Origin of the sequence: Globicatella sp. HMSC072A10 (assembly GCF_001811625.1) — a bacterium.
Classification (GTDB): Bacteria; Bacillota; Bacilli; order Lactobacillales; family Aerococcaceae; genus Globicatella; species Globicatella sanguinis.
Map to the genome: position 1 here is coordinate 1 of NZ_KV805680.1, position 13443 is coordinate 13443.

The 13443-nt window shown below is 35.9% G+C and carries 8 protein-coding genes; all 8 read right to left on the reverse strand.

Going from position 1 to position 13443, the window contains the following annotated elements:
* Positions 1 to 38: 38 nt before the first annotated feature.
* Positions 39 to 1703 carry a DUF6020 family protein gene (locus HMPREF2811_RS03665; protein ID WP_141749249.1) on the reverse strand — a complete coding sequence of 555 codons (1665 nt, stop codon included), beginning with the start codon at positions 1701 to 1703 and terminating at the stop codon, positions 39 to 41.
* A 284-nt stretch (positions 1704 to 1987) separates the two neighbouring features.
* Entirely contained in the window at positions 1988 to 4189 is a 2202-nt protein-coding gene (locus tag HMPREF2811_RS03670; protein WP_071408155.1) for a helix-turn-helix domain-containing protein, read from the reverse strand.
* Between the two features lie 177 nt (positions 4190 to 4366).
* Entirely contained in the window at positions 4367 to 5953 is a 1587-nt protein-coding gene (locus HMPREF2811_RS03675; RefSeq protein WP_071408156.1) for an acyl CoA:acetate/3-ketoacid CoA transferase, read from the reverse strand.
* A gap of 39 nt (positions 5954 to 5992) precedes the next feature.
* Positions 5993 to 7534: a long-chain-fatty-acid--CoA ligase FadD gene (locus HMPREF2811_RS03680; protein ID WP_071408157.1), complete on the reverse strand. Its 1542-nt coding sequence runs from the start codon at positions 7532 to 7534 to the stop codon at positions 5993 to 5995.
* 51 nt (positions 7535 to 7585) lie between these two features.
* A complete protein-coding gene (locus tag HMPREF2811_RS03685) occupies positions 7586 to 9634 on the reverse strand; it encodes a 3-hydroxyacyl-CoA dehydrogenase/enoyl-CoA hydratase family protein (protein WP_071408158.1) in 2049 nt (682 codons plus the stop codon).
* A 16-nt stretch (positions 9635 to 9650) separates the two neighbouring features.
* Positions 9651 to 10898 carry a thiolase family protein gene (locus HMPREF2811_RS03690; protein ID WP_071408159.1) on the reverse strand — a complete coding sequence of 416 codons (1248 nt, stop codon included), beginning with the start codon at positions 10896 to 10898 and terminating at the stop codon, positions 9651 to 9653.
* A gap of 95 nt (positions 10899 to 10993) precedes the next feature.
* Entirely contained in the window at positions 10994 to 12211 is a 1218-nt protein-coding gene (locus HMPREF2811_RS03695; RefSeq protein ID WP_071408160.1) for an acyl-CoA dehydrogenase family protein, read from the reverse strand.
* Between the two features lie 44 nt (positions 12212 to 12255).
* Positions 12256 to 13119: a 3-hydroxyacyl-CoA dehydrogenase family protein gene (locus HMPREF2811_RS03700; RefSeq protein ID WP_071408161.1), complete on the reverse strand. Its 864-nt coding sequence runs from the start codon at positions 13117 to 13119 to the stop codon at positions 12256 to 12258.
* Positions 13120 to 13443: the final 324 nt, after the last annotated feature.

Consider the following 13443-nt stretch of genomic DNA (forward strand, 5'->3'; position numbering starts at 1 on the left):
TTAGCTGACCAACAGTTATTTTACACTAAGTCAAGAAATCAATATTTTGTTGATACTACTTTAAAAATAATGGCTAGCATCATCGAAGTGATAACGGGCGCTAAAATATAACGAATATTATACGCGGGCATCGCCAAACATAATGTCCCCAAATGAAGTAAAGAAGGCAATAAAATCAATAAATATGTCCACCTTTTAGCAAATATTACTGAAAAGGAGCATGCAAATAAAACCAAAATACTAACTGATGCCACACTCGTAATAAACGGCTTATGAACACCATCATGCGGAGCTTGCTGATAAGACAACTCAGCAATCAAATTACGTAGTGAATCTACTGCAAAATCATAATGCTGTAAATAAGGATCATAATACGCTTTCGGTGAATTGATCATATAATGAAACATTTGAGTCCCTGGCAAACCATGCTCCCATCCATTCACATCCCATAATGGTCGTATTTGCTGTAATTCTGCTCTTAAGTAGAGTAGCGGATATTGTTGACCAATGGTTAACCAGTTCTTTAACAACTCCTTTTGATGGGTGTTAATAAATTCTTTATTAAAGTCCTGGTGAAATTTGACTGGATCAATCATAACAGGGGTATATTTTTCTTGCCAAGTTGCTCGTGGTAAAATTTGATCTAAAAACTCATTTTGTTCTTCCGTTAATGGTCTTCCTGCATCAACCACTGCACCGATATGCTGTAATACCATACTATATTTCTCACTCGGTGAACCTGGTATAATAGCATATCGTTGATTTAATAATGTGTGATACCCCATAAAAATTAAAGCTGTTAAGACTATTATGATGGCTACATCTTTCCATTTATCAAAAGAAAAGAATAACCATATCACTAAAAATGCGATGCCTACATAAAACCCATTATGCCGACCTAATAGCACCACATTAAAGTTAAAGGCAAATATAATCTTCGAGCTCCAATGTTGCAACCAAGTTGGTTCAATAAAATAAATCCTTACTAAAAATAAGGTGACTAAAACTAAAGAAAGATTATACAAATTATCCTTATATAGAGTAACCATATTTGATAGTAACAAAGTCGTGAATAGAATGGTAAACACTACTAATAAAATATAAGATTTTTTAAGTCGAAGATCCAATAATTGCTTGCTAAAATAAGTCAGGACCATGATGGAGCCCACCACTTGCATCAAGGTATACACGACTGGCGTTCCGATTAATTTATAAGAGAGTTTCATCAATAAGGTGGTCAAGACCGGATGCCAATCCGATAAGGGAATACCTCCCATTGCTTGTCCCCATTGAGAATAGGAATCAATATACATATTTCCTGGGCTAAAAGCAAGCAGTAGCGGAAAATAGAAAATGAGTAATACCAGGACCATCATGATTAAAAACTGAGTCTTTTGCCACTTACTAAGCATTCTTTCTGTGTGATACAGCATATTTTTAGCAGTCAAAGCTGTAATGATTTTAAATAATGAAAAATAGAAGTCCGCTCTCAAAACTGCCAGTACCATTTCATAACCCAATTGCTTCGGTGGATTCATATAAAAAGAAAAAACATTCAGTAGAATAAAACACACCATCCATCCTAAATCTTTCCGATTAAACCTTATTTCAACGTCCTTTGTGACTGCAATAAAGCCGATGATTAAGACTAAATGCCAGATACTTAGATGGTTGAGCCCAAACATTAGTATTGTACTGACCAATATCACTCCTCTTATCAACAATCCTTTCACATACATACTCCCTTTCATTTTATATCTCACTCATTATACACTAGAAAAATAATGAAAATACAGACTCTCTCTTAATAATTTATGGCTGGTTTCAAAATAAAATTATGCTTTCACCTCTTAACCTTATGCTCAACTAACGATTTAATATTTATAACAAACTCAATGAGGTAGTAAAACGTTTATCTTTGATAATGATAAAAAAATAAACAGCCTTCCTGTTCGACTAAAAACAAAAAGGCTATTCAATATAAATATTATTCAAATAATTTTTCTCCAAAAAGATCAAATAAATGATAGGCTAATAATAAATTAAACTGATGTTTATTATCATCCAACTCTATTTCTAAAATCTCTTTAATTTTTTCTAAGCGATAATTCATGGTTGAACGGTGTAAAAACAGTTCGTCTGCACTCGCTTTGATACTACAATGGTTATTTAAATAGACTCTTAAGGTTTCAAATAAATCCATACTACTATCAACCGAAGCATCCCAAAGCTTACCTAATTGGGATTTAACAAATAGTTTTGTTTCATCAATTTGATTTAATTCGTTAAGAATCACATAAGACCCTAACTCATCGTAGCTTGCAAAATTTGGTTCATGTCCTGTTCTTTGGATAACATTTAAAACATGTTTCGCTTTGTCATAACGATCACGGTAATCTTTCAATTCTAATACCTGCCCGCCAATGCCAATCCATAACCCTATTTTTGGATTCACAGCTTTTCGAATCGTCTTAAAGAGTTTTTGCCAATAAATACCTGGTTCTTCACCCTGTCTAGCTTTCAACAGCACAATTCTTCCTTTATAAATAGCAGTTACTAATTTAGAATCGAATTTTGATAAATGATAAATCAACTCATTCATCACCGTATTACGCGCAATTCGTCTCACCACTAAATCATCCGAATGTGGTACAACATCTTCAATTGCTAATAAGGCTACATCATAGGAACCATCAATATCAAAGTTGAAATACGAAGCATAAGTAATGATTTGATTCAATTCTTCATGAGGTTTTCCAGAAAACAATGTCCCAACGAAACTATTTTTCAACTGATTTAAAGCATCGCGTTCAATTTTATATTTCATGAAGAAGGTTGCATAAATATTTAATGCCATTGAAATAGCCAAATTAAACGTTTCTTTATTCAAATTAACCTTATTTTCAGAATAAGCAATAAATCCCAATGCCTCACGGTCACCTTCAATTCGTCTAAAAACCATTTCTGTATCTTGAACTGAGATTCTAAATTCACTAGCTAAATGAACATGTTTTAACTTATAATTCTTAATTTCCTTCATTAAAATATCGCGTTCTAAACTAGAGTCTTTTTGTAAATATTTAGAATAAGGATTTAAAAATTGATCAAAAACAATAATATCCCGTTCGACAAATTCACCTAATAGTTGATTCATCTTATCAATATCCGTTTGCTCTAACGAACTTTTAATTAAATTATTTTGTAAATTAAACAATTCCTCTAATTCTTGACGACGTATTTTTTCTTGGCGTCTCAATGACAAGTTTTCATACATTGCACTAAAATAATTCGCATAAGTTTGCAGCAACTCAAAATCTTTTCCAGAAAAAATTTGTTCGGCTGGTTTTTCGCATACCATCGCGCCAACCATTTGTTCATTGATAACTAATGGTATCGTGATTTGCGAATAACCAATTTGTTCCACTCTCGGTAAATAATCTTTTAATAAATTACCTTTACTAAGTGGGATATAATCATCTAACGTGACATAACCAAAAGTGGGTTTTTGTAGTAATAAAGCTTCATGTGCTTGATCGAGTAAGTAAACACCTGTGTAATGAGATCGCGATTCACGACCGGATAATGTCACCACTTTCTCTAGCAGATCTTCAATTGAATTTTGCATCATCAGTTGATGAGAGGCTTGTGCAAAATACAATATTTGACGTTGGCTCGACTCATTACGTTGAATCGTTTTCATCGCAATTGCTGCATAAGCACCTAATTCTTTAAATAATTCACGCATTTCGTTAAAAAAGGGACGCGTATCATAATAGCCTACAATAATTATCCCTAAGTCTGAATGATCCTCCGCTATCGGAACTGTAAACCATGAATCAATACCACTCTTTTTAAAATATTGAATTAAAACAGAATCAGGGTCCAAATAATTATCATCGGATTTAATACTTCTTTCATACAATATCGGATTGACTTTATCTGTGGGATAAGGAAAAATCTTTTCAATGTCGATATCTCCTGCTAAATAATGGAGTCTTAAGTAGCCATTTAAATTTAAACCTATCCCAACAAAGTCACATTTAAGTAATTCTTTAAAACTCTCTCCTAGAACGGTCATAATTTCATCTCTAGAATTTATTTTTAATAATTTACGGGAAGCTTGCTTCATATGTTCTTCTATATGACGAATAAACTCTTCTCGTGATTGTTTAGTTTCTAAATTAGTCATTTTATTTTGACCTCACTTATATATTCTCTCTTTAGTATAACACGAAATGCTCTATATAAAAGCACTTTCAAATATAGCATATTTCTTATAATTTTTATTTTTTTCTCACTATTCAAAAAAGCCGGGAGTATCCAGCTTCCCGACTTTTTCTAAAGAGAGTGTATTGTAAGTTTGTGATTATTGTTCGTTTAGTTTGGCATTCTCATCGATAATTGCAGCTAAACCGCCCCATTTTTCGCTAAAGATACCTGAATCCATTTCTTTCAAGTCTTCTGCAATTAATGGTGTAAATTCCATTTGATCTAAAATATCTTTTTGTAAATCAACGCCTGGTGCAATTTCAATCAAGCGCAGTTGACCTTGGTATAAATCGAACACTCCTCGCTCGGTTACATATAAAACTTCTTGTCCTGATTCCATTGCGTATTCACCAGAGAATGAAACTTGTTCAACATTCTTAATGAATTTCGGCCCTTTACCTTGATCATCAATAACTAACTTACCATCTTCACAGTGTGATTTACCACCTACTGTAAATGAACCAATGAAGACAATCCGTTTAGTATTTTGTGAAATGTTAATAAAGCCACCTGGTCCCGGTACTTTAGGACCAAATTTAGTAACATTATTATTCCCATATTGGTCAATTTCGCCAATACCTAAAACGGTTAGATCTAATCCGTTGCCATCATAGAAGTCAAACTGATTAGCCATCGGAATGGATGCCTCGTGATTCAATGCTGATCCAAAGTCTAAACCAACCGCTGGGATACCACCCCATAAGCCCATCTCTAATGTAGCATGGTAACGATCTGCTACACCTTCTTCGCTAGCAACTTGCGCAACCATATCTGGAGAACCAAATCCAAGGTTAATCGTATCCCCAGGACGTAATTGCATCGCAGCACGTCGAGCTGTAATTTTACGTACATCTAACTTAGCCGGTTTAACGCTATCCGTTTTAATTGGCACTTTAATATCGCCACTTAAACGAGGATTGTAGTAAGTTCCCATTGTTTGTTGATGATATTTTTCTTCTTCGGCTACTACTACATAATCAACTAAACCAAATGGTATTTGAACATCTTTTGGATGAATCGTACCATTTTGAACGACATCTTTAACTTGTGCGACCACAATCCCACCAGAGTTTTTTGTAGCCATCGCAAGTTCTAATTGTTCTAATTTACATGTTTCGTCTTTTACCGATACGTTCCCGTTTTCATCAGCGTAAGATCCACGAATGAAGGCAACATCAATTTTTAAATTCGGGTATTGAAGCCACTCTTCACCATCTAATTCAACGACCTTAATAATATCTTCTTTGGTAATGGTTGTTGAACGAGATCCTTCTAAGCGGGGATCAACGAAAGTTTTTAGCCCTACTTTAGTTAACATTGGTTTACGTCCCGCTATAGCACGGTATAATTGAGTGATGACACCTTGTGGCCACAAATAAGTTTCGTACTCATTATTAACGATTTTCTCAACCATACCTGGTGAAGATCCGACGTGACCAGCAATTAATCGTTTAACGAGCCCTGGTGCAGTCATGTGGTCAGCGCCACGACCATATTGATTATTACCGATTCCGCAAGACCACATAAAGGTAATATCCTTTGGATGTTGTTCTTCCTGATATCGTTCTTCAACACCTACTAATAATTGTTCTGGTAGCCCACCTAAACCAAACGTTAAGGTTGCTAATAAATCGCCGTCATTTACTAAATTCGCGGCTTCACGATACGAAATTACTTTGCTCATTCTTGTTCCTCCTGAATAGGTTATTTTAATCTATTTGTATTACATAATGATTTGTCTAGGACTACTTAAATCATGACGACCTTCTTCAAACGTTTGTGCCATTGACAATAATGCTTTTTTATCGATTTTGCCAATCGGTGTTTTAGGAAATTCATCCAATAAATAGTAGCGTTTTGGTGTCTTATAACCAGCTAAATTTAACTGGGCATATTCGGTCAATGCTTCAATAATCGATTCATCTAATCCCTTAGTAATAACGGCTGCTACGACGGATTCACCCCATTGTTCAACTGGAATACCAAAGACAACTGAATCAACTATTCCTGGAAATTGATTTAATACTTTTTCTACTTCACTTGGATAAACATTCTCGCCACCGGTAATGATCATATCTTTACTTCGTCCGACGATGAAATAATCCCCTTCTTCATCCATACGTGCTAAGTCACCCGTAAAAACAAAATCATATTTCAACACTTTCGCTGTTTCTTCTGTATTATTCCAATAGCCACTAAATTTAGCATTATTACTAATAATCAAATTACCAACTTCTCCTTGCGGGACGTCATTTCCTTCATCATCTACGATTCTTACATCATTAAACATAATAGGTTTACCAACAGACAATTTTTTCATTCGTTGACGTTCTGGTGTGTTGGAGAAATTATTGGGGCCAATTTCAGTTAAGCCATACGAATTGACTAAAGGTAAATCATGTTCCGCAAATAATTGGTAAACATTTTCAGATAATGGTGCGCCACCAGATATAATATAATTTAAAGAGCGCAAGTTCTCTTTATTGAATAATGCCGAATGTGCTAACATATAGCACATCGTTGGTACAAAGAAGGCCTTTGTTGGTTTAAAATCACGAATGATTTCGATAGTTTCATCTGCATCAAAGAAACGCTGAACAACTATTTGTCCTCCTGCCATTAAAATCGGTATCGTGAAACAGAAGAGTCCTGCTGTATGAAACATCGGGGTGGTAGTCATACCACGATCACCAGCGTGAATATTCCAACTCGGAATGCTGTTTAAACCATTACTAATAATAGCACGATGACTAATCATTGCTCCTTTTGGAAAACCTGTCGTACCACTTGTATAAATCAAGACTGCAATATCTTCTTCAGTCATTGAATGATTGGGTTGGAATGTCTTCTTTTTATTAGGATCAACAATCGCATCATAGTCCTCACTGTCAATATCTATGTCGAGTAACTCTTCCGTTACTAAACCTAAACGAGTTTTATGTACTCGTGAATAAGCCAATAATTTTGGTTCTGAATTTTGTATAACATGCAAGACTTCTGTATCTTTTAATCGCCAATTCATCGGCACAAAGATAGCACCCAATTTTGTACAAGCTAATAGAAAATCAAAATGGGCGACGTCATTTGAGGAAAACAATGCCACACGATCCCCAGACTGAATTCCTTTTTCTTGTAAATAAGCCGCTAAATTAATGGCACGTTGGTTCATTTGGTCAAAAGTCCACTCACGACCCTTCTCGGCTTCTATTATTGCTACTTTCGAACCACTGAGACGTGCTCGATCAGCAAACCAATCTATTCTCATCATTTACGCTCCTTTTACAATATCCACTCTGGGACGTGTTTTATTTGTTAATTAGTTAAGGCTACTATAATCTGGTCTCTTACCTGCTAACGATGCTTCCAATCCAATCAAAGCTTCTGGTTTGGCGAAAGTTTCATTTAATAAAGATAATTCATAATCAATTCCTTCATCAATCGTCATCTCAGCTTGTCGATCAATCATTTCTGGAATCACTTTACAAATACCGGGTGCCTTGTAACCAATTGTTTTCGCTGTTTTGTGAGCAAATTCTTCACTAACACCTGTGCTAGCAATGCCCTTAATTGTTTTTTCAAAGTTATCATCGTTAAAGGCTTGCTTAATTTCAGCGTATTGCATTGGTACTTCACGTTGACGATATTTATCCGGAGCCCCATTTTCAACTAAGTCTTTAATAGCTGCTTGCACATCAGCCGCAGCGACTAATTTAGTCACAATTCCTAAGTCTTTAGCTGCTTGAGCTGAAATTCCTTTACCTGTTAAGACAAAGTATTTTGCTAATTCTTTTCCAATTTGGTGATTGGTACGTAACATACCCCCTAAACCTGGATAGATACCTAGTCCACTTTCAGGGAAACCAAAAGAGCCTTTTTCAGTCGCGACGATTGCTTGACATGCCAGTGCTAATTCAGATCCTCCACCTAAAGACAAACCATCTAATAATGCAATCGTCAATTTGTCACTTTTTTCAATACGACGTAATAGCTTATGACCACCTGAAGTAAAATTATAATTTTTATCTAAGTTATTTGTTTTAATAGCATCTACGAAGAACTTTAAGTCCGCACCAGCAACAAAGGCTTTACCTGCTCCTGAGAAAACAATTCCTTTTACATTCGCGTCAGCTTCTGCTTCATTAAAAGCTTTTTCTATTTGACCGACAACGGTTGGATTTAAAGCATTCATGGCTTCTGGACGATTGATGCGAATATTCGCAATTCCGTCTTTTACTTCATAATCAACAAAACTAAATTCGAATGGTTCACCTAATTCAGCTTGTTTTCTTAATGTTTCACTCAACTCGAAACCAGGACTTTTCTCAGCTAAACGTTTAGTCATTTCATACGTTTCTTTAACGCCAATTGTGTTTGCTAATTGGAACGGTCCTTGTTTCCAACGTAATCCAACCACTGCTCCACGGTTAACGTCTTCAATGGTTGCCACTCCTTCATCAACTAATTTGCCTGCTACACCAATCGCGGTTGCTAATAAATGTTCTTTCACAGCGGCAAATTTACTTTCATCTACTGCACCATCTTCAACATCCCATAATTCTTTGGATTCGGTTTGAGTTTTTAACAATTCAGCTGGTCGATAGAATTCTGATATTTCACGAGCTAAAGTATTAGCCGAGTGGTACGCAACAGGAATTCCGGTTGCATTCATTAAAGCGAATGGCCCCATTCCAATCTTGAAAGCATCGCGAGCCGCGGCATCAATCGTTGCCTTATTAGCCAAACCTTCTTCGTAAATGCGGACCGATTCTGTTAACCAAGGAACAAAGAAACGATTAACTGCAAAACCAGGAGCATCTTTTACAGTGATAGAGGTTTTACCATGTAAATCGGCAAATTTATTAGCAATCGCAACCGTTTCTTCACTAGTGCCTTCATGAGAAATTATTTCCAATAAACGGTTTTTAGCTGGGTGGAAGAAATAGTGCATACCGATAAAACGATCCGGACGGTTAGTTGCCTTAGCTAAGTTTTTAATATAAAAACTTGAAGTATTGGAACTTAAAATTGTTTTGTCATCACAGATCTTATCCAATTTACTTAAGACATCTGCTTTTACTTGTTCATCTTCAAATACTGCTTCAATAACAAAATCGACTTCCTTTAAGTCTTCGTAGTTGGTAGTAGGTATTAAACGTCCTAAAGTATCTTTAACAAATTGTTCAGTAAAAACTTTACGTTCTACCCCTTGGTTTAACATATTTTCAATGATGCCCATTCCACGATCAACTGCTGCTTGATTGACATCTACTAAATAACATTTAATACCCTCTTGGGCAATTTTTTGAGCGATACCAGAACCCATAGTTCCGGCACCGATTACTGCTACGGTAAATTCTTGTGTCATGAATGATTCCCTCCTATTAACCTTGGTAATAGCCGTTTTCTAACAATAGTGCAATCCCTTGGCCACCACCGATACATGCTGATGCAATCGCATAACGTTTATCTGGATTGTTTTTGAATTCATATAATAATGACGTAATAATACGCGCTCCAGACATTCCTAATGGGTGTCCTAAAGCAACTGCCCCACCATGTGGGTTAAAGTTGTTTTGATAGTATTCTGTATCCATATCGATACCTAATTCAATTAAGCATCCAATTGTTTGACCAGCGAAGGCTTCATTAATTTCTAAAATATCAATATCCTTTACTAAATCCATACCTTGACGTTGTAATATTTCACGAATCGCGAATACAGGACCTAATCCCATTGTTTCAGGTGCACATCCAGAAATCTGATAGTCTACCACACGAGCCATTACTTCTAACCCTTTTTCTTCAGCCAATGATTGAGTGGTAAAAATTTCAAATGCTGCACCATCATTTAATCCTGAAGCATTACCTGCGGTTACAGTTCCATCTTTTTCAAATGCTGGACGCAATTTTGCTAAACTTTCTAATGTCGTCCCAGGTCTTGGATGGCCATCTTTTTCAACAACTGTTACTTGACCTTTACGCCCCACTATTTCAACTGGAACAATCTCTTGTGCGAAACGACCATTTTCCATCGCCTTAGCTGCTTTTGCTTGCGAATCAACCGCAAATTGATCTTGTTTTTCACGTGGTATATTGTATTTACGAACTACATTTTCAGCAGTATTTCCCATATGTTGAATACCAGAATCACGACCGGATGCTGAAGAATGTCCTTCTAAGTTGGCATCGATCAACACTTGGTTTCCTGCTTTAAATCCTTCATAACGAACGCTTTCTGGTAAGAAGAATGGTGCTCTCGATAACGATTCTGCTCCACCTGCAGCGATAATTTTTTTGTTTGAGTGCAATAATTCTAATGTTGCTGAAACCGCTGATTGAATACCTGAACCACAAATACGGTTAATCGTCATACCAGTCGAACGATTATCTAATCCACTATTAATCGCAATGATATTCCCTAAGTTATTTGTTGTTTGTGTCCCTGTTACGTGACCAACAATTACTTCATCGATATCAGACACTTCTAAATTCGAACGTTTAACCGCTTCTTTTAATGCAATTTCTCCTAAATCTTCAACGGGTACAGTTTTCAAATCTCCCAAGTAAGCACCTACTGGTGTACGGGCCGCACCAACAATTACAATTTCTTCTTGTTTAGCATTTAACATTATTTAATATCTCCTTTATTGTCTTATCTTTTCTATATATGAGTGTTTGCCAAACTGTTGTTCTTTAACAGTCTGGCCACACTCTTTTTTGTTGATTAAATGAACGCTGATAATCCAGTATAATGACGACCGATAATTAATGAATTCACTTCATGAGTTCCTTCGTAAGTATACATCCCTTCAATATCTGCGAAGAATCTAGGAATATCGTATTTCAATAGAATGCCATTTCCGCCTGCCACTTCACGGGCTAATGCTGCTGTTTCACGAGCACGGAATCCATTATGTAATTTAGCCATTGATGATGCTTCTTCACGGTAAATACCTTGCTCTTGTTGTTCAGCTAAACGAACAGCAATGGCTAAGGTTGCTTGAGCATTCATTGCCATACGTGCTAATTTTTCTTGAATTAATTGGAAGTTTGCAATTGGTTTACCGAATTGCTCACGTTCACGTGTATATTTTAAAGCTGACTCAAACGCACCTGCTGTAGCACCTGCTAATAACCATGCAACATCGGAACGCGTGTTACGTAAAATGTTGGCACAGTCTTTCCAAGAGTTAACATTTTGAGCACGTTGTGATTCTGGTACTTTTACATCTTTATAGATAATTTCTGCGTTAGGCATCATACGGAAGAATGCTTTTTGAGGTGTAACAAATGTTTCTACCCCTTCTGATTCGCGTTCAACATAGAATAATTTCACTTGATTATCATCGACATCACGAGCAAAGAATGCATGCCATTTCGCTAATGTTCCTGCACCAATCCATTTTTTGTGGCCGTTTAAAATCCAGTGATTACCTTCACGTTTAGCTGTCGCTCCCATACCACCTGCAATATCAGAACCGTGATCTGGTTCAGTCATCGCTAAAACGCCTAAACCTTCCCAAGAATAAACACCTGGCATTAATTGAGCAACTTGTTCTTCACTACCACCTACACGAACACATTCATGGAATAACCCACCATTTGCTGTATAGAAAGTTCCTAATACTGGGTCTGTTTTTGCTAAAGTATACGCTCTGAATCCGCGGAATAATTCTGAAATACGACCATCTTCACGTCCTTCTAATAAACGTGGATCATCCATCAAGCGCATATCAATTACTTTTTGAAATGCTTCTAATGGGAATGTCGCATTATGCCAATTTTCAGCTAATAAAGGTTTTAAGTCTTTTTCTAATACTTCTTCTAGTTCTTTTAAAACTTCTTTTTCACCATCAGTTAATGCATCGGCATAGTTGTATAAGTCTGAATAAAACATTTCGCCACTATTAAATAACTTATCTGCTCTTGATTCTTTTACCATGAAGATACCTCCAAATTTTTTATTTTATATTGCCTTTTAAAATATTATTTTTTATCGTAATCGTAGAAGCCTTTTCCTGATTTTTTACCATTTCGTCCTGCACGAATCATATTTTTCAATAAAGTAGGTGGTGTCCAACGATTGTCACCAAATTCTTTCGCAAAGTAGTTCATTACATGATAGCCAATATCAACCCCAGCGTAGTCTTGTAATTCAAAAGCGCCCATTGGGTGATTTAAACCATAACGCATCGCTTTATCAATATCTTCTTTAGAAGCAATTCCTTCTTCTAACACTTTGATTGCTTCAATAAATTGAGGAATCATAATACGGTTAACGATGAAGCCCGGAACGTCTTTCTTAACAATTACCACTTCTTTACGGATACTTTCTGCTACCTCTTTAACAATATTGATGGTTTCATCACTTGTTTCTAATCCATAAATAATTTCACATAACTTCATTACTTGAGCTGGGTTAAAGAAGTGCATTCCCGCAAATCGAGCTGGATTATCTAAGACACTTGCAATTTCAGTAATTGATAAAGACGAAGTATTGGTTGATAAAACAACATCTTCACGAACAATACTTTCTAACTCTTTAAATACCGATTGTTTAATATCCATTTTTTCGATGATTGCTTCTACAACAAAGTCAACTTCTTTAAATTCATTTAAATCTGTTGTCGTACGGATACGTCCTAATGTTTCATCCATTTGTCCTTGAGTTAATTTACCTCGTTTTACTGACCCCTCCATAAACTTAGTAATACGATCCATTCCTGCTTGAATAAAACGTTCTTCTACATCACGCAAAATAACTTGATACCCATTTTGCGCAAATAAATTGGCGATACCAGACCCCATTGCTCCTGCTCCCACTACTCCAACTACCTTAATATTTGACATCTTGAACACTCCTTTAATGCCTTGTTTTATCTTACAACTTCATGATAACGTTTTCTAAAAGCGTTATCATCAACAGATATGAGGATTGTTTTTTGTTTTTTAGTACAAAATGTAGGATTATTGCGTTTGGAAATATTATAATAGAGAGCAACCACCTTAGTACCGTTTTTCTTCACGGCATTTACTTTTTTTATCTATTCATCACGAACTATACTGATTAAGACTTTTATTCGTATTACAAACCATCATCATCGCTTCTATTATGATGACCACACAATGACTAGCTCTCTTTATATAAAAGTCAACTTAAAAATCCCGATTTGT

Excerpts from the sequence above, each read along its gene's own strand:
- HMPREF2811_RS03685 (WP_071408158.1), bottom strand. The coding sequence starts at position 9,634 with ATGACACAAGAATTTACCGTAGCAGTAATCGGTGCCGGAACTATGGGT.
- HMPREF2811_RS03700 (WP_071408161.1), bottom strand. The coding sequence starts at position 13,119 with ATGTCAAATATTAAGGTAGTTGGAGTAGTGGGAGCAGGAGCAATGGGG.
- HMPREF2811_RS03695 (WP_071408160.1), bottom strand. The coding sequence starts at position 12,211 with ATGGTAAAAGAATCAAGAGCAGATAAGTTATTTAATAGTGGCGAAATG.
- HMPREF2811_RS03675 (WP_071408156.1), bottom strand. The coding sequence starts at position 5,953 with ATGAGCAAAGTAATTTCGTATCGTGAAGCCGCGAATTTAGTAAATGAC.
- HMPREF2811_RS03690 (WP_071408159.1), bottom strand. The coding sequence starts at position 10,898 with ATGTTAAATGCTAAACAAGAAGAAATTGTAATTGTTGGTGCGGCCCGT.
- HMPREF2811_RS03680 (WP_071408157.1), bottom strand. The coding sequence starts at position 7,534 with ATGAGAATAGATTGGTTTGCTGATCGAGCACGTCTCAGTGGTTCGAAA.
- HMPREF2811_RS03670 (WP_071408155.1), bottom strand. The coding sequence starts at position 4,189 with ATGACTAATTTAGAAACTAAACAATCACGAGAAGAGTTTATTCGTCAT.